Source organism: Muriicola sp. (genome assembly GCF_041567615.1).
Lineage (GTDB): Bacteria > Bacteroidota > Bacteroidia > Flavobacteriales > Flavobacteriaceae > Muriicola.
In genome coordinates this window covers 1-16822 of the sequence record NZ_JBFGBM010000004.1, presented here as the reverse complement: position 1 = coordinate 16822, position 16822 = coordinate 1, and the positions used below count along the sequence as shown (strand labels likewise).

Here is a 16822-nt window from a genome sequence, read left to right as displayed (position 1 = left end):
CTGTAAACCGGGTTACAATCATGTTAAATGTGCACAATCTTTCCGTCTCCTTCTCAGGGGAAACCCTGTTTGAGGAGATCTCATTTCGATTGCACCCGGGAGACCGCGTCGGACTTATCGGAAGGAACGGCGCAGGGAAGTCGACCCTCCTGAAACTCCTGGCTGGGGACATGGCCCCGGATTCGGGGACCATAGCCTCTGATAAGGATCTCAGTATCGGATTCCTGAGGCAGGATATCGACTTTGAGGAAGGGAACACCGTTCTGGAAGAGGCTTACAAGGCCTTTGAGACACTGCAGGGGATCGAAAAGGAATTGGCTGAGATCAACGAGCAACTGGCCGAACGGACGGATTACGAAAGCGAAGCCTATCACCAGCTGATGGTAGACCTAAACGACCTGACCCACCGTTACGAGATCCTGGGCGGCTACAACTACCAGGGTGAGACCGAAAAGATCCTCCAGGGGCTGGGGTTTAAACGGGAGGAATTCAACAAGAAGACCGATACCTTTTCCGGGGGATGGCGCATGCGGATTGAACTGGCGAAACTCCTGCTACAGCAAAATGACGTCCTCCTGCTGGACGAACCTACGAACCACCTCGATATTGAATCCATCCTCTGGCTGGAACAATTCCTGATCGCTTTTCCGGGCGCTGTGGTGATCGTATCCCACGACAAGATGTTCCTGGACAATGTCACCAACCGCACTATAGAGATCTCCCTGGGCAGGATCTATGACTACAACAAACCCTATTCCCAATTCCTCGTACTGAGGGAAGAGATCAGGGAGCAGCAGCTCAATGCCCTTAAGAACCAGGAAAGGGAGATCCAGCAGGCAGAACGGCTTATTGAGAAATTCCGTGCCAAGGCTTCCAAAGCCTCCATGGCTCAGTCCCTGATCAAGAAACTGGACCGCATGGAACGGATCGAGGTAGACCAGACAGACAACAGCGTATTCAGGGTCAGGTTCCCTGTTTCCGTGACCCCTGGCAAGGTGGTGGCAGAAATGGAAGGGGTCAGTAAACACTATGGCTCCAAAGAAGTACTCAACGATATCAACCTGTTGCTTGAACGAGACAGCAAAACTGCTTTTGTCGGTCAGAACGGGCAGGGTAAGACCACCCTGGCCAAGATCCTGGTGGGCGAGATCGATTGCCGGGGGAAGGTAAAGCTCGGTCATAACGTACAGATCGGTTATTTCGCCCAGAACCAGGCCGAATACCTCGATGGAAACAAGACTGTTCTCGATACCATGATCGATGCCGCCAATGAATCGAACAGGAGCAAGGTCAGGGATATCCTGGGCTCCTTTCTCTTCAGCGGGGACGAGGTGGATAAATACGTAAAGGTCCTCTCAGGGGGTGAGCGAAACCGACTGGCTCTTGCCAAGATGCTGTTGCAGCCCTTCAACGTGCTGGTTATGGATGAGCCGACCAACCACCTCGATATCGCCTCCAAGAATGTACTGAAACAGGCCCTGATCCATTTCCAGGGCACCCTCATCGTGGTCTCCCACGACAGGGACTTCCTCCAGGGCCTCACCAATAAGGTGTACGAGTTTAAGGATCGAAAGATCAAGGAATACCTGGGGGATATCAATTTCTTCCTCTCGGAGCGAAAGGCACAAGATTTCAGGGAGATCGAAAAGAAATCGGCTCCGGCTCCCGGCAAGGAGGTCTCTTCTGAAGCCGAAAAGTCCTATAAGGATCAGAAAAAGGAGAAAAGCCTGAAGAACAAGCTCAGCAAGGTGGAAAGTGAGATCAGCTCACTTGAAAAAGAGATCGCCGAGATCGATCACGACCTGTTGATGAATTACGATGAGACCATTTCAAGGCCCGATTTCTTTGACCGGTACCAGGAGAAAAAAAAGCGGCTGGAATCCCTGATGAAACAATGGGAGGAGATCACGCTCTCGCTCGAGAATTAGGCCGTTATTCACGGATTTGAGGCGCCTTAATTCAGGATACCACAAAAATCTAAGGTTTCACAACAAATACAGGCCGTTCGTCGTGTAAATAGGGAGTTAATCCTTACTTTCAGGTATCTTTGTAAGGTAATTCTGAGTTTTTCTATAAGATTTATTGTAAGGGTAAACTTCAAAAGTACTTCGATGAAAAAAACATTTCTTCTGTCCCTTATCGCACTGGCTTCCTGCCTGATGGTTTCAGCAGAGGTGACCAAAAACGAAAGGTCGGCCCTGGAAGACCTGTATGAAAGCACGAACGGAAAGGACTGGGTACGCACCTGGGATCTCAATGCTCCTGTTAGTTCCTGGTACGGGGTTAAGGTGGTAGACGATCATGTGGTGGCGATTGAACTCTTCAGGAATAACCTGAAAGGCGTCCTCCCGGAAAGCCTTGGAAAACTGACGCATCTCAAGGTACTCAACCTGGCCTTCAACGGACTTACCGGTGAATTGCCACAGGGCATTGCACACATGGAAAACCTGGAGGTGATCAAAATAGAAATGAACCGGTTTAAGGGCGAGCTGCCCGAGTCACTTGGGAGTTTGAAGAACCTCCGTGAGCTGACAGCCTTCAACAACTTCTTTACAGGAAGCATTCCTGCGAGTATGGGAGAGCTCACCAAGCTGAAGGTTCTCAATCTCTCCAGCAATAACCTAAAGGGGGCCATCCCGGAATCACTCGGCAAGCTGACTCAACTCGAAAGTCTGGGGCTTTTTGAGAATACCCTCGAAGGGTCTATCCCAAGGGAATTCGGACAACTTGTGGAATTGAGGGAACTCATCCTGGCCAATAACCAGCTCGATGGGGAGATCCCCCAGGAATTCACTCAGCTGGCAAGCCTGGAGATCCTGCAGATACAGAACAACAAATTCAACTCCCTCAAGAACCTGGAGGGCATGAATACCAAACAATTCCTGGTCTTCGACTACGACAAGAGCGACAGTAAATTGAATTTCAAAGAGCTCGACTTTAAGAAAACACGTGTTGTGGAGACCATGTTTGATGACGATGAACCCGATGGGAAAAAGAAAAACGATAACGACCCCGAGTAATAAGATTCGGTTTTAAGTTGGTTAACTGTCAAAAAGAGGTGATTTTTCACCTCTTTTTTTGTTGAGGATCAGGCCCGAAGGATGTAACACTTTAGGTTTTATTTAACTCGCCTCAAGGGAAGTATTCTCTAGTTTTGTGGCCTATCATTAAACAAATCAACCCTCCCGGATGAGAAAAATTATACTCTACTCCCTCGGTGTTATTATCCTGGTCCTGGCCGTATATGTGGCCTATCTCCTCGTGAGCGCCGAGGAGGAAAAGAGGCCTGTAGCCCGCAGGGAGATCAAAACCGTATTTGTCGATACCGTGGTCAACAGGACCATCCCCATCGTGATCCCCGCCAACGGGAATCTGGTGGCCAAGGAAAGGGTTGAGATCTTCTCGGAAGTCCAGGGGATCTTCAGGAGCAGCAGCCACTCGTTTAAACCGGGACAGGCATTCAGGAAAGGGGAGGTTCTCCTGCGTATTGATGCCGATGAATACGCTGCCTCCGTTCAAAGTGCCAAAAGCAATCTCTACAATCTGATCACTGCCGCCATGCCGGACCTCAGGCTGGATTACCCGGAAGTATATCCTAAATGGCAGGCCTACCTCAACGGTTTCGACCTGGAGAAAAGCACGCCAGACCTGCCCGAGATCACTTCAGAAAAAGAACGTTATTTCATCAGCGGAAGGAATATTGTCACTACTTATTACAATGTGAAGAACCTGGAGAGGAGGCTCTCCAAATACGTAATTCGCGCTCCTTTTAACGGGGTGCTGACAGAGGCCCTGGTCACTGAGGGAAGCCTGATCCGGCCGAGTCAGAAACTCGGGGAATTCATCAACCCTAAAATTTACGAACTGCAGGTGGCCGTTAACAAATCGTATAGCGAATTCCTGAAAGTGGGGGAAGAGGTAGCCCTGGAGAACCTGGATGGAACACAGCAATTCCGTGGTAAAGTAGCCAGGATCAACGCTGCGGTGAACCAGGAGTCTCAGACTGTTTCCATATTTATCGATGTAAAGGATGACCGGGTAAAAGAAGGGATGTACCTGGAAGCCAGTATAGAGGGTCGAAACGAGGAGAACGCCTTCGAGATCTCGAGAAAGTTGTTGAATGACCAGAAGGAACTCTTTGTAGTAAGGGACAGTGTCCTCGATGTGCTGGAGGTTAAGCCCGTATTTTTTTCGGACAAGACCGCCATCCTAAAAGGTATTGAAGACGGCACAGTCATCCTGTCCCGCCCGGTACCGGGGGCCTATGCGGGCATGGTGGTAAGAGCGTACCGGGACACGACAAGCCTTGCGTCCGCTTCAGAAATCAATCCTGTCCCGTAAGATGAGAAAGATCATAGGTTATTTTATCAGGTTTGATGTCGCAGTAAATGTGATCATCCTTGCCTTTGTGGTCTTTGGGATCGTGGGTGCCCTGAGGATGAAATCGTCCTTTTTCCCCCTGATCGACTCCCAGATCATCACGATCAATATAAATTATCCCGGCGCCGCTCCACTGGAGATCGAGGAAGGGGTAGTCCTGAAGATTGAGGATAATCTCAAAGGGCTGGTGGGGATCGAAAGGGTCACTTCCACCTCCAGAGAGAACGGGGGTAGTATCACCGTAGAGATCGATGCCGATGAGGATATCGATGTGATCCTGACAGAAGTAAAAAATGCGGTCGACCGCGTCCCTAACTTTCCCGGGGGGATGGAACCCCTCGTGGTGGCCAAACAGGAATCTATCAGGCCCACTATCAGTTTTGCCGTCAGTGGTAAGGGGATCTCCCTGGTCAACCTGAAACAGATCACGAGAAAGATCGAATACGATCTCAGGGCCATGGAGGGAATCTCGCAGATCGAGATCACGGGCTATCCCGAGGAGGAAATTGAGATCGCTGTCAGGGAAAGAGACCTCCTCGCTTACAACCTCTCCTTCCAGGAAGTGGCCCAGGCCGTAGGTCAAAGCAACATCCTGACCACGGGAGGCGAAATAAAGACAGAACAGGAAGACTACCTGATCCGGGCCAAGAACCGTTCCTACTACGGGGACGAACTCAACAACCTGGTGGTGCGCTCTGATGCCAGTGGGAATATCATAAGGCTGAGCGATGTGGCTGAGGTGAGGGACCGCTTCTCGGAGAACCCCAATGTGAGTTTTTTCAACGGGAACCTCTCTGTGAATGTGCAGGTAAGCAATACCAATAGCGAAGATCTGATCTCCACAGCGGATAAGATCAACGAATACATAGAAAATTACAATGCCACGCACAACAACGTGCGCCTGGATGTGGTCTCCGATGCTTCCATTTCCCTGAAGCAAAGGACGGCCCTCCTAATCGAGAACGGGGCCATAGGGATTTTGCTGGTCCTTTTATTCCTCTCGTTCTTCCTGAACACCCGCCTGGCCTTCTGGGTGGCCTTTGGCCTGCCCATCTCCTTCCTTGGGATGTTCATCTTTGCAGCCATGTTTTCGGTCACTATCAATATCCTGTCCCTTTTCGGGATGATCATCGTGATCGGAATCCTTGTGGATGACGGGATCGTGATCTCAGAAAACATTTATCAGCATTACGAAATGGGCAAATCGCCTGTTCAGGCGGCCATAGACGGGACGGTGGAAGTGATTCCCCCCATCCTGTCGGCCATCATCACCACCATATTGGCCTTCTCTACCTTCCTCTTCCTAGACAGCCGGATAGGAGAATTTTTCGGAGAAGTTTCGACGGTGGTGATCCTGACCCTGACGGTTTCCCTCTTTGAGGCACTGATCATTTTGCCGGCCCACATTGCCCACTCCAAGGCGCTGGTCAGACAGACGCCGGAAGAACTCGAGAAGCAGACCGGTGTCGATAAATTCCTGACGAAACTGAGGGTCTTTAACAAGATCGGGGACCGCGTTATGAGCTACCTAAGGGACAAGCTCTACAGCCCCGCCCTGCATTTTGTGCTCAACCACAGGTTTATCAGCTTCTCCATCTTTACGGGATTACTGGTGATTACCTTCGCCTCTATTATCTCCGGGGTGGTCCGTGTGACCTTGTTCCCCAGTGTAGCCAGCGACCAGGTGAGTATCGAATTGCTCATGCCCGAGGGTACCAATCCGGAGATCACCGAAGAGATCATCTCAAGGGTGGAGGCAGCCGCATGGAGGGTAAATGAGGATTTTACGGCCCGCCAGAGCGGGAACCTGCAGGTGGTGGAGAATATCATCAAAAGGGTAGGCCCCGGGAACAACAAGGCTTCCCTGAGGGTGAACCTCTTACCCGGAGAAGAACGGGACTTTCCTTCCCCCGAGATCACCAATGCGATCCGCAATGAGGTTGGCCAAGTCTACGGGGTGGAGCGGCTCACCTTCGGCTCGGGAGGGAATTTCGGGGGAAGCCCGGTTTCCATTGCTTTGCTCGGAAACGACAATGAACAACTCGAGGGTGCCAAGGAAGAACTACGGGCATACCTGGAGAGCAATCCCAAGCTCAGGGATGTGACCGATACAGATCCGGAAGGGATCAAGGAACTCGATATAGAACTCAAGGAAAATGCCTATGCGCTCGGCCTGAATCTTCAATCCGTCATGAGCCAGGTTCGCGCGGGATTCTTCGGGGCCCAGGCCCAGCGGTTCCAGAGGGGTCAGGATGAGATCCGCGTTTGGGTGCGATACGACCGTTCTAACCGATCCAGCATATCAGATCTGGATGACATGAGGATTCTGACCCCCACAGGTCAGAGGGTGCCCTTTTCTGAGATCGCTACCTATTCCATCGCCAGGGGGGATGAGTCTATCAGCCACCTAGACGGGCAGCGGGAGATCAGGGTAGAGGCCGACCTCGAAAACCCCAACGAAAGTGCTACCGACATCCTGTTCGACGTGCAACAGAATTTCATACCGGGCCTCCTGGCCAAATACCCTACCCTTTCTGTTTCCTATGAGGGACAGAACCGGGAAGCTCAGAAATTATCACGTTCTGCCAACGCTGTATTCCCTGTGATCCTGTTCCTGATCTTTGCCGTGATCGCCTTTACCTTCCGGTCTTACAGCCAGCCTGTGATTCTGCTCTCCATGATCCCTTTCAGCGTGATCGGGGTAGCCTGGGGGCATTATATACACGGTTTCCCCATCAACGTGCTTTCTGCCCTGGGGATCATTGCCCTCATCGGTATCATGGTGAACGACGGTCTCGTACTTATTGGAAAATTTAACGGTTACCTCAGGCAGGGGATGAACTTTGACGATGCTCTGTACGAAGCCGGGAAATCCCGCTTCAGGGCTATTTTCCTGACGTCATTGACTACGATCGCCGGGTTGGCCCCTCTGCTGCTGGAAAAGAGCCGGCAGGCACAGTTCCTAAAGCCCATGGCCATCTCCATCTCATATGGGATCGGGATAGCTACGGTACTGACTCTTTTGATGCTGCCCTTACTCTTGTCTGCCATCAATACGTTCAAAGGAAATATTGCCTGGCTGAAAACAGGAGAAAGGCTGAACAAGGAAGCCGTGGAAAGGGTGATCAAAGAGCAGAAACAGGAAGCCAAGCTAAAGGAGAAATTAGAAGTTGCTACTAACGGCCACGCTTCCCGGATCCCCCGACAAAACAAAAAGAAAAACCTGAAAGAAACGGTACATTTAGAAGACACCGATTCATGAGAAGAAGTTACCCTACTATCCTGTTCCTGGTCTTTTCCCTTGGAATATTTACCGGATTTGCTCAAGAACCTACCCTCTCCAAGCAGGAAGCCATGACGCTGGCCCTGGAGAACAATTTTGGGATCAAGGTGGCCCGGAACCAGGTAGAGATCGCGGAAAACAACCAGAGCATCCTGAATTCCGGATTTCTCCCAACCCTGACGGCCAATGCAGCGGCTACCTACAACAGGGATGATATCACGGTAGAATTTCCCGGCCAGCTCGATGAGAACGGTCAGCCCAGACCCGATTTTGAACTCAACAAGGCCGAGGCGCAGAGATACAATACGGGGGTTACCCTGGACTATACCCTTTTTGACGGTCTGGGGAGGCTGTACAATTACAAAAGCCTGCAGGAGCAATACGAGCTCACCGAACTCCAGGCCAGGGAGACTATTGAAAATACCATGCTGCAGCTGTTCAGCGTGTATTTCGAGGTGGCCCGCCTTACGGAGAACGTCAATGTCTTTAGACAGGCCCTGGAAATCTCCAGGGACCGTATCACCAGGGCGGAATACGCTTTTGAATACGGGCAGAACACCAAGCTCGATATCCTGAATGCCCAGGTGGATGTGACTAATGACAGCATCAACCTGTTAAACGCCAAACAGCAGCTGGCCAATGCGAAAAGGGATCTCAATGTGGTCCTCAACCAGAACCTCAATGAGACCTTTGCCGTAGACACGGTGGTCAATTTCATCCCCAGGCTGGAGTTGGACGAGTTCATCGCCACAGCCAAAGAGAATAACGTAGCCCTGCTGCAGACCGAGAAGAACCTGAAGATCAACGAATACGATATCAAGGTGAGCAGGAGCGGCTATTTGCCTACCATAGGTCTGAGCGGTTCCTACGGGTGGAACCTGAACCAGAACCCACCCTCGGCCTTCTTCCCAGGGACGAACAACACCACGTACAACATCAACTTCGGTGCCCGCCTCACCTGGAACCTCTTTGACGGGGGAAGTACGGCCGTGCGGGTGAAGAACGCCAAGATCGCTTTTGAGAACCAGGACCTGCTGAAGAAACAGATCGAACTGGAGGTAGACCGCGATATCCTCAATGCCCTTCAGATTTATGAGAACCGCCTGGCGATCTACGCTATCCAGGAACAGAATGTGATCACCAACGAGAATAATTTTGAGCGCTCCCGGGAACAGTTCCAGCTGGGGCGCATCACTTCCATTGAATTCAGGCAGGCTCAGATCAACCTGCTCAACGCCCAGACCAACAAGAACCTTTCAAAATACGACGCCAAGCTGGCCGAGCTGCAACTGCTCCAGCTCACCGGACAGTTGCTGAACATAGAATTGTAATAAGAAGGATGCACGAACACTTTTTCCAATGCCCCTATTGCTGGAAGGAGATCTCTGTGCTCCTGGATACTTCCGTCGGGCAGCAGACCTATGTGGAGGACTGCGAGGTGTGTTGTAACCCCATTGAGTTCACCGTGATCTGCGAAGCTCACGAACTCAGACAATTCGACGCCCAGCCACTGGGTCAATGATCAGATCCTTACATGGATCAGACCCTCAACTGTTTTAAATCCCGTGGAATTTAGTATTTTGTTCCTTGTATAAGGGACAATGGAAAAACCTCGACATAACGCCAGGGTCTACTGGAAGCAGAACCTCAGATATCTTATCCTGCTCCTGGCCATTTGGTTTCTGGTATCTTTCGGTGCCGGTATCCTTTTTAAAGAGGAATTGAACACCATTAAAATCGGTGGCTTTGGGCTGGGATTCTGGTTTGCCCAGCAGGGCGCTATCTACGTCTTTGTACTCCTCATCTTTATCTATGTCCGTCTTATGAATAAACTCGACAAGAAATACGGATACAATGACGAGGACTAATCCCTGTTTAAAGTTTTGAATATGGACGTGCAGAGCTGGACATTGCTCCTGGTGGTCATATCCTTTTCCCTCTACATCGGGATCGCCATCTGGTCCCGCGCCAACTCAACCAGCGATTTTTACATTGCCGGCGGCCATGTCCCGGCATTGGCGAATGGACTGGCCACTGCAGCCGACTGGATGTCTGCAGCCTCTTTCCTGGGGATGGCGGGACTGCTCTCTTTTACCGGATATGACGGCTCTGTCTACCTCATGGGATGGACGGGCGGATATGTACTGCTGGCACTTCTCCTGGCTCCCTATCTCAGAAAATTCGGGAAGTTCACGGTACCTGATTTTATCGGCGACCGGTACTATTCCAATATCACCAGGACCGTGGCTGTATTCTGTGCCCTCATGGTATCTTTTACCTATGTGGCCGGGCAGATGCGGGGGGTGGGCCTTGTCTTCTCCAGATTCCTGGAGGTGCCGATAGATACAGGGGTGATCATCGGGATGCTGATCGTGCTGTTCTATGCCGTCCTGGGGGGTATGAAGGGGATCACCTATACTCAGGTAGCCCAGTACTGCGTCCTGATCTTCGCTTTTATGGTCCCGGCGATCTTTATCTCCATACAGATGACAGGCAACCCTGTTCCCCAGTTGGGCATGGGTTCCCGCGTACTGGGGGAGGAGACTTTTCTGCTGGACAAGCTCGACGGTCTTTCCGAGGCCCTCGGGTTTACGGCCTATACGGACGGTTCCAAATCGACCCTCGATATCCTCTGTATCACTGCTGCCCTCATGGTAGGAACGGCCGGGCTGCCTCATGTCATCGTCAGGTTCTTTACCGTTCCCAAGGTGAGAGACGCCAGGAAATCTGCAGGGTATGCCCTGCTCTTTATCGCCGTCCTGTATACCACGGCCCCGGCAGTGGCCGTCTTTGCCAGAACCAACCTCCTGGAAACCGTGAGCGGTCAGCCCTATGAAGCCATGCCCGAATGGTTTCGCAAATGGGAAACTACCGGACTTATTGTCTTCGAGGACAAGAATCAGGACGGACTCATACAATACACCGGGGATGGGGGGAAGAATGAGTTGACGGTGGATCCGGACATCACGGTTCTGGCCAATCCTGAAATCGCCGACCTGCCCAACTGGGTGATCGCCCTGGTGGCGGCCGGAGGCCTGGCTGCTGCCCTTTCTACAGCAGCGGGCCTGTTGCTGGTCATTTCAACGGCCATCTCCCACGACCTGATCAAAAAGCAATGGAAACCTGACATCTCGGACAGAAGCGAGCTTGTCCTCGCACGCATCTCTGCCGTGATCGCTGTGTGTATTGCCGGGTATTTTGGTATCAATCCGCCTGATTTCGTGGCTGCTACGGTGGCCCTGGCCTGTGGTTTGGCGGCGGCTTCCTTTTTTCCGGCGATCATCCTGGGGATCTTCTATAAAAAGATGAACAAGGAAGGAGCTACCGCCGGTATGGTTGTGGGGATCGGGGCGATGCTCTACTACATGCTGAGGTTCAAATTCGATATGTTTGGAGGCGGGACCCCGGAAGACTGGTGGTATGGAATCTCACCCGAAGGCTTTGGAACCGTGGCAATGTTGCTTAATTTTATAGTATCCCTTTCCGTTTCGGGCCTCTTCCGGGATCCGCCCGAGGAAGTGCAGGAGATCGTCGAGAATATACGACTGCCTAAAGGGGCCGGGGAAGCCAGTCCGCATTAAAAATGATCTTATGAGCAATTACAGTATCAAAAACCTAGAAGAGTATTTCCAGCTTTACAGAAAATCGGTAAGGGAACCCGAGAATTTCTGGGAAGAGATCGCAGAAGAACATTTCTTATGGAGAAAGAGATGGAATCGCGTTATGCGCTGGGATTTCTCCAAGCCGGAAGTAGCCTGGTTCGAAGGGGCAAAATTAAATATCACGGAGAATTGCCTGGACAGACACCTGGCCATTAGGGGTGAGAAGACCGCGATCCTGTTTGAACCTAACGACCCCGAAGAGAAAGCCCTGCATATTTCGTATAACGAGTTGTACACCCGTGTGTGCCGTTTTGCCAATGTCCTGAAATCCCAGGGGGTAAAAAAAGGGGACAGGGTCTGCATTTACCTTCCTATGATCCCGGAGCTGGCCGTTTCGGTCCTGGCCTGTGCCCGGATCGGGGCCATTCATTCCGTGGTCTTTGCCGGTTTCTCTTCCCAGGCCCTGGCCGCGAGGATAAACGACTGTGACTGCAGGATGGTGATCACTTCAGACGGTTCTTACCGGGGAGCCAAGACCATCGATCTCAAGGGTATCGTTGATCAAAGCCTGAAGGACTGTGAAGGGGTGGAGACCGTTCTCGTGGTCAAACGCACGGGAGGGAAGGTGGAAATGGTCAAAGGCAGGGACCATTGGTTAGAACCCCTGCTGGAGAAGGCTGAGGATGAGTGTAAACCGGAGATCATGGATGCAGAAGACCCCCTGTTCATCCTCTACACTTCGGGATCCACGGGTAAACCCAAAGGCATGGTACACAGTTCCGGCGGATATATGGTATTCACAGCCTACACGTTTAAAAATATATTCAGGTACAGGGAGGAGGATATTTACTGGTGTACGGCCGATATCGGCTGGATCACAGGACATTCCTACATTGTTTATGGTCCTCTGGCCAATGGGGCTACCACCGTCATGTTCGAAGGGGTGCCTACCTATCCGGACCACGGACGATTCTGGGATGTTGTGGCCAAGCACAAGGTGACCCAATTCTATACAGCACCTACGGCCATCCGGGCCCTGGCAAAGGAAAGCCTCGATTATGTGGAGAAACACGACCTGTCTTCCATCAAGGTGCTGGGCACTGTTGGGGAACCCATCAATGAAGAGGCCTGGAACTGGTATAACAACAACATCGGAAAAAATAAGAGTCCGATCGTAGACACCTGGTGGCAGACTGAGACCGGCGGCATCATGATCTCACCCATCCCCTACGTGACGCCCACCACGCCCACCTATGCCACCCTGCCATTTATCGGCGTACAGCCTGCCCTGATGGATGAGAAAGGCGATGAGATCAAAGGCAACCAGGTAGAGGGGAGGCTCTGCATCAAATTCCCCTGGCCTTCCATGGCCCGAACGATATGGGGAGATCACAAGCGGTATTACGAAACGTATTTTTCGGCATTTGAGAATAAGTACTTTACCGGTGATGGCGCCATGCGGAATGCCGTGGGGTACTACCGGATCACAGGAAGGGTTGACGATGTGATCATCGTCTCCGGCCATAACCTGGGTACGGCCCCCATCGAGGATGCCATCAATGAGCACCAGGCCGTCTCAGAATCAGCCATTGTAGGATTCCCTCATGACGTCAAGGGGAATGCGCTATACGGATTTGTGATCCTGAAAGAAGTAGGGGAAGCCAGGGACAGGGAGAACCTGAAAAAGGAGATCAACCAGCAGATCGCAGAGCATATAGGTCCTATTGCCAAACTGGATAAGATCCAATTCGTACCCGGCCTGCCCAAGACCAGGAGCGGCAAGATCATGAGGCGGATCCTAAGGAAGATCGCAGCGAAAGATACCTCTAACCTGGGGGACATCAGTACCCTGCTGAATCCCGAAGTGGTCGAAGAGATCATCAGGGACGCCCAGTAAGATCAGAGGACGGCATACAGGATGAATCCCCCGAAAGCAAAGGATAACGGGGCCATCAACCTTAGTGTGGGCGGGGGGAGAAGGGCCGCACACCGGCGGGCGTAGGCGTGATGCCAGCGACGGGGAAGCAGGATGAGTACCACCGAGGTCCCCAGCATAAACCATCCCAGCCATTCAAATACCTGCGGGAATCCTGACTGAGGTGCGTAAAGGATGAGTCCCGCCGCAGGGATCATTCGCAGGATAAGTTCCCCGTAGTTGATCAAAGGAGTGCTCCCGGCCTTACTCAGGATACGCCATGCGAGTGCAGGGGCAACGAGCATCACAAATCCCACGGCAACCAGGAAAAGGCCAAAGAGGATGGTGATGATAAGGGCCAATATATTCATTGAGCATTGTCTTTCCCTTTTAAAAATGCATAGGTAAAGCCGTTTTGCAGGGTAAAACCGACGGCCAGGACTCCGATAAGGATCTGGTATTGGGGATGATCCCCGACAAGTAAGGAGGCCAAGAGAATTACGGCTGCCCATATCAGGGCATTTAAGATCAGAACTTTTTTCATAGCATTACTTTGTGTTTTTTCATGGAACAGCAGATTGATTGACAGGGGTTTTTCAGAAAAATAGATTTGATTCTTCCAGTAGTAGCGAATTAAGGGTTACTAGTCTCCTACAAAAAATACGCGGGCCCATTTGTGTTGTTTTTTATCTGTGGTAAGCGTATCCACTCTGATTTTGCTCCCTTTTTTAGCGACCCTCACAAAAGGGGGTAACCTGTATCCATTTTCTTTTCTCGGCTTATCCGCCCTTACGTTGGCACCTTTGATCAATTCGTAAGTTTGTCCTATCTCGGGATTCCCCGAGATGATCCTATCGCTGGTAAATCCAGGTGTAAAGTTGCCCAGATACAGCCAGTCTGTGGCGATGAGTTTGGTATCAGCCCCGGCAGTGGTAAATTCAGTGGAACTTGCAGTCTGCTCGTCTATCTTATCGATGATCTGCAGGGCATTTCTCTGAATATCAGAGAGATGAGAGAGTTGAGTCGAATCTCCCGGATTCAGGTCGAGGTTTTCCAGTACCCGGTTCACCACGTTTTTAATCGCCGTGTCCCGTGTTCCGATATCGACCAGGACGTCCATCAAATGTTGTTTTCCCGGGGCAAGGATCATCTGGGCCGCAATTTGAGGGTCGTCGTCTTTCTTCAACATGTAAATAGCATAGGCACCCATCTTGGAGGTGGTAATATCCTCATCCGCGATCATTTCCATAAAGGGTTGCATGGCAGAAACGTTGGCGATCTGGCTTTCGATCTGGGTGAGGCTCCTGTTGAAGAAATAACCCATTACAGCAACGAGGACGGGGGTGAGGAGCAAAATGACAGACTGGGTGATCTCCCAGGCTGATTTCGATTTTCTAGTTTCAGACATCGGTTAGTTGGTTTTTAGGTTTATATATAATGAAAGGTATGTTGCAACTTGATTTTGATCGGATCAAACGATATCTGACCATGAGATAAAGAATGACACGTAGGACTGTTGTAAGACCTCATTTCTTAGAGACTTTACTGCCTAACTTTCCCCCTAACCAACCCATGGGGATATAAGCTAGTAGGAGGTCTAGGGTTGAGAACCAGCCCGGAGCCGGTAAATTGATCACGTTTATGATCCCTCCTGCAAGAAAAGCCACCCCTATGACCATGGCGAACAGCATTTTCCTGTTGGCTGCTATCCTGGCGGCGAAATACGCCCCGACCAGCGTACCCATGGCGTGGGCTAGGAAAGGAAAGATGAAGTGTTTGGGTTCAAAGAGCGACATACTTTCGGCAAGCCCTTCCATAGTGCTCACATCGGCGCCTTCAGGCAGGGTAATAACTCTGCCATTGAGGGAGATAAAGAACATGTTTACAGCACTGCCGATGACCAGTCCGGCGATCACGGCCAAAATATTCCTGAAGATGGGATTCATGGTGGTTGGTTTTAGGTTGTTGACTTCGGGGGGTGGTTCTTTCCTTACCCCCTTTCGTTAAAATTAGGGATTTTATCCCAAATGGGAATAACAGACGGGAGAGTTCCCGTGTTAGAAGTTCCTTTCTTTCAGGAGTTTCCTGATCAGGACGATCTGTCCGAGGTGGTAATGACCGTGTTCTACAAGCCCGTAGAGATTTCTTTCATAGGTACCGTACTTAGGATCAGAAAAGATCTCGTTCAGCTTCTGATCTGGCAGGTCCCGGGCCAGTCTGGTAAAGGTCCGGGCATCGTCCCAAACCTCCTTGAGAAAGGCTTCCCACCCCTCCTGTGAGGTGATTTTGGGGACGTCGAAGCTCTCGGAATCTTTTCCTGCAAGGGGTTGCCCCTGCAGTACCCGGTTCACCACTTTTATGAAATAATTGATGTGGTAGACCAATTCTGCAATGGAATGCAAAGAGGCTATTTTTTCGTGGGCCTCTTCCCAGGTGAGCCCTGCCAGGGCATCCTGCAGGTTGACGGCGGTCCAATTACCCCCAAAATGGAAACCTTCCAGGTTTTTTGCGATAAAGGAGGTGCGATTGTTCGGCATATAAAAAGCGGTTTACATCACACTCCAGAAAGGACACGGCCTTTCGTTTTAAGAGAATGATCCAAGGATGCCGGGGTAGTAGTTAACTTCCCCGGTAATAATTCAAAAGTATGGAATCCATCTCTTTTTTTCCATCGATGATCTCCAGGACGGTCTTCCAGGTAGGTTCATTTACCAGGGGCCTGAGGGGTTGTTTCCTCGTTGGGATCAGGCCAAAAACCTTACGGATATCTGCATCCCATATCTGGTGGTAATACAGAAGATCATCCGGGTAGACCACTTTTCGCTCTGTGCCTTCATCCATCCCCCTGAAAGGTTCCTGTAAGTTCAAATACCCGTAATCATCTGTGAGCTGTTCCCCTTTTTTAATGTCGCGTATGGCGATCTCGAATTCGTATGCGGTGGAGAGGCAGTTCGACTTGAAACTGTGGTTGACGTAGCGACCCAGATCCCAGCAAAGGATATAATGGCCTTTGTTGTTCCTGTAAGTGTATGTATCGAGCAGCTTCTTGTAGATAGGAGGCATCTGATCGTATTGTGAGGGGGTGAACTCCCTGTCGAGTGCATCGAGTACCCAGGTGATAGTCCCTGCCGGAATATCCCTGGTAGCTACCACGCCGTAGCCGATGGCCTTATTAATAAAACGCAGTTCCGTATCAGGATGGATCATACTGTCCGGTGTAAAGGATGACCTGATTAAATGTACTTATCAATTGGATTCGCCCGACCTGCCTAACTGCTTTTTTTTTTGATGAAATTTCTCAGGAGGAAAAGCGAAACGGAGGCAGCGATGGCCATGGTCACGGCTATGCTGTTAAAGGCTATATCCAAAGGGTCAAACACCCTGTTCGGGAGGAAGAACTGTATCCCTTCATCCAGGCTACCCAGGCTTACTCCCCAAACCCAGGCGAATAATCCCGGCTTCCAGATTCCATTTTCTCCGGCGTACCTTTTTCCGAATGCCTTGTGCAGCAACACAGCCAGTACGCTGTATTCGATGAGGTGACTGCGTTCAGGAGCCCCAAGCCGAAAAAAGAACATCAAATAGACCGCTGCGATTCCGATCAGAAAAGCGTATTCCACAGCCCCGGGCCTTCGGATCAAT

General features: G+C 51.0%; 16 protein-coding genes. 9 read left to right on the top strand and 7 right to left on the bottom strand.

The window, feature by feature from the left end; genetic code table 11:
• The first annotated feature begins 20 nt into the window (after nt 1-20).
• The 9 genes from ABYP73_RS00640 to acs all read left to right on the top strand — a co-directional run bounded on the left by ABYP73_RS00640 (nt 21) and on the right by acs (nt 13162).
• Nucleotides 21-1928, top strand: coding sequence for an ABC-F family ATP-binding cassette domain-containing protein (locus ABYP73_RS00640; RefSeq protein ID WP_372973163.1), 1908 nt, complete (start codon nt 21-23; stop codon nt 1926-1928).
• 183 nt (nt 1929-2111) lie between these two features.
• The gene (locus ABYP73_RS00635; protein ID WP_372944541.1) at nt 2112-3020 is read left to right on the top strand and encodes a hypothetical protein; all 909 of its coding nucleotides are present in this window, start codon (nt 2112-2114) and stop codon (nt 3018-3020) included.
• A 169-nt stretch (nt 3021-3189) separates the two neighbouring features.
• The gene (locus ABYP73_RS00630; RefSeq protein ID WP_372973162.1) at nt 3190-4341 is read left to right on the top strand and encodes an efflux RND transporter periplasmic adaptor subunit; all 1152 of its coding nucleotides are present in this window, start codon (nt 3190-3192) and stop codon (nt 4339-4341) included.
• 1 nt (nt 4342) lies between these two features.
• Complete coding sequence (locus tag ABYP73_RS00625) at nt 4343-7642, top strand: efflux RND transporter permease subunit (protein ID WP_372944543.1); 3300 nt, start codon at nt 4343-4345, stop codon at nt 7640-7642.
• The gene (locus tag ABYP73_RS00620; protein ID WP_372973161.1) at nt 7639-8994 is read left to right on the top strand and encodes a TolC family protein; all 1356 of its coding nucleotides are present in this window, start codon (nt 7639-7641) and stop codon (nt 8992-8994) included. The genes ABYP73_RS00625 and ABYP73_RS00620 overlap by 4 nt, the downstream gene beginning before the upstream one ends.
• 8 nt (nt 8995-9002) lie before the next feature.
• On the top strand, nt 9003-9185 hold the full coding sequence (locus ABYP73_RS00615) for a CPXCG motif-containing cysteine-rich protein (RefSeq protein ID WP_372973160.1): 183 nt from the start codon (nt 9003-9005) through the stop codon (nt 9183-9185).
• A 79-nt stretch (nt 9186-9264) separates the two neighbouring features.
• A complete protein-coding gene (locus ABYP73_RS00610) occupies nt 9265-9531 on the top strand; it encodes a DUF4212 domain-containing protein (RefSeq protein ID WP_372945787.1) in 267 nt (88 codons plus the stop codon).
• Between the two features lie 21 nt (nt 9532-9552).
• Nucleotides 9553-11244, top strand: coding sequence for a sodium:solute symporter family protein (locus ABYP73_RS00605; RefSeq protein WP_372973159.1), 1692 nt, complete (start codon nt 9553-9555; stop codon nt 11242-11244).
• A gap of 10 nt (nt 11245-11254) precedes the next feature.
• Nucleotides 11255-13162 carry an acetate--CoA ligase gene (acs, locus tag ABYP73_RS00600; RefSeq protein ID WP_372945785.1) on the top strand — a complete coding sequence of 636 codons (1908 nt, stop codon included), beginning with the start codon at nt 11255-11257 and terminating at the stop codon, nt 13160-13162.
• A gap of 2 nt (nt 13163-13164) precedes the next feature.
• Here acs and ABYP73_RS00595 read toward each other — a convergent pair whose 3' ends face one another.
• The 7 genes from ABYP73_RS00595 to ABYP73_RS00565 form a co-directional block, all read right to left on the bottom strand.
• Nucleotides 13165-13551, bottom strand: coding sequence for a hypothetical protein (locus ABYP73_RS00595; protein WP_372945784.1), 387 nt, complete (start codon nt 13549-13551; stop codon nt 13165-13167).
• Nucleotides 13548-13724 (bottom strand): hypothetical protein, encoded by a 177-nt coding sequence (locus ABYP73_RS00590; protein ID WP_372945783.1) that lies wholly within the window; start codon nt 13722-13724, stop codon nt 13548-13550. The genes ABYP73_RS00595 and ABYP73_RS00590 overlap by 4 nt, the downstream gene beginning before the upstream one ends.
• 99 nt (nt 13725-13823) lie before the next feature.
• Entirely contained in the window at nt 13824-14588 is a 765-nt protein-coding gene (locus ABYP73_RS00585; protein ID WP_372973158.1) for a hypothetical protein, read from the bottom strand.
• Nucleotides 14589-14706: 118 nt separating this feature from the next.
• The gene (locus tag ABYP73_RS00580) at nt 14707-15126 is read right to left on the bottom strand and encodes a hypothetical protein (protein WP_372946567.1); all 420 of its coding nucleotides are present in this window, start codon (nt 15124-15126) and stop codon (nt 14707-14709) included.
• 111 nt (nt 15127-15237) lie between these two features.
• A complete protein-coding gene (locus tag ABYP73_RS00575) occupies nt 15238-15717 on the bottom strand; it encodes a DinB family protein (RefSeq protein ID WP_372973157.1) in 480 nt (159 codons plus the stop codon).
• Between the two features lie 82 nt (nt 15718-15799).
• Nucleotides 15800-16387 (bottom strand): SET domain-containing protein, encoded by a 588-nt coding sequence (locus ABYP73_RS00570; RefSeq protein ID WP_372973156.1) that lies wholly within the window; start codon nt 16385-16387, stop codon nt 15800-15802.
• A gap of 62 nt (nt 16388-16449) precedes the next feature.
• Nucleotides 16450-16822 (bottom strand): VanZ family protein (locus ABYP73_RS00565; RefSeq protein ID WP_372973155.1); only part of this gene is annotated, 373 nt, incomplete at its 5' end.

What these genes read in the sequence shown, in the direction of transcription:
- ABYP73_RS00640 (WP_372973163.1), top strand. Translation starts at nt 21, where the DNA reads ATGTTAAATGTGCACAATCTTTCCGTCTCCTTCTCAGGGGAAACCCTG.
- ABYP73_RS00635 (WP_372944541.1), top strand. Translation starts at nt 2,112, where the DNA reads ATGAAAAAAACATTTCTTCTGTCCCTTATCGCACTGGCTTCCTGCCTG.
- ABYP73_RS00630 (WP_372973162.1), top strand. Translation starts at nt 3,190, where the DNA reads ATGAGAAAAATTATACTCTACTCCCTCGGTGTTATTATCCTGGTCCTG.
- ABYP73_RS00625 (WP_372944543.1), top strand. Translation starts at nt 4,343, where the DNA reads ATGAGAAAGATCATAGGTTATTTTATCAGGTTTGATGTCGCAGTAAAT.
- ABYP73_RS00620 (WP_372973161.1), top strand. Translation starts at nt 7,639, where the DNA reads ATGAGAAGAAGTTACCCTACTATCCTGTTCCTGGTCTTTTCCCTTGGA.
- ABYP73_RS00615 (WP_372973160.1), top strand. Translation starts at nt 9,003, where the DNA reads ATGCACGAACACTTTTTCCAATGCCCCTATTGCTGGAAGGAGATCTCT.
- ABYP73_RS00610 (WP_372945787.1), top strand. Translation starts at nt 9,265, where the DNA reads ATGGAAAAACCTCGACATAACGCCAGGGTCTACTGGAAGCAGAACCTC.
- ABYP73_RS00605 (WP_372973159.1), top strand. Translation starts at nt 9,553, where the DNA reads ATGGACGTGCAGAGCTGGACATTGCTCCTGGTGGTCATATCCTTTTCC.
- acs (WP_372945785.1), top strand. Translation starts at nt 11,255, where the DNA reads ATGAGCAATTACAGTATCAAAAACCTAGAAGAGTATTTCCAGCTTTAC.
- ABYP73_RS00595 (WP_372945784.1), bottom strand. Translation starts at nt 13,551, where the DNA reads ATGAATATATTGGCCCTTATCATCACCATCCTCTTTGGCCTTTTCCTG.
- ABYP73_RS00590 (WP_372945783.1), bottom strand. Translation starts at nt 13,724, where the DNA reads ATGAAAAAAGTTCTGATCTTAAATGCCCTGATATGGGCAGCCGTAATT.
- ABYP73_RS00585 (WP_372973158.1), bottom strand. Translation starts at nt 14,588, where the DNA reads ATGTCTGAAACTAGAAAATCGAAATCAGCCTGGGAGATCACCCAGTCT.
- ABYP73_RS00580 (WP_372946567.1), bottom strand. Translation starts at nt 15,126, where the DNA reads ATGAATCCCATCTTCAGGAATATTTTGGCCGTGATCGCCGGACTGGTC.
- ABYP73_RS00575 (WP_372973157.1), bottom strand. Translation starts at nt 15,717, where the DNA reads ATGCCGAACAATCGCACCTCCTTTATCGCAAAAAACCTGGAAGGTTTC.
- ABYP73_RS00570 (WP_372973156.1), bottom strand. Translation starts at nt 16,387, where the DNA reads ATGATCCATCCTGATACGGAACTGCGTTTTATTAATAAGGCCATCGGC.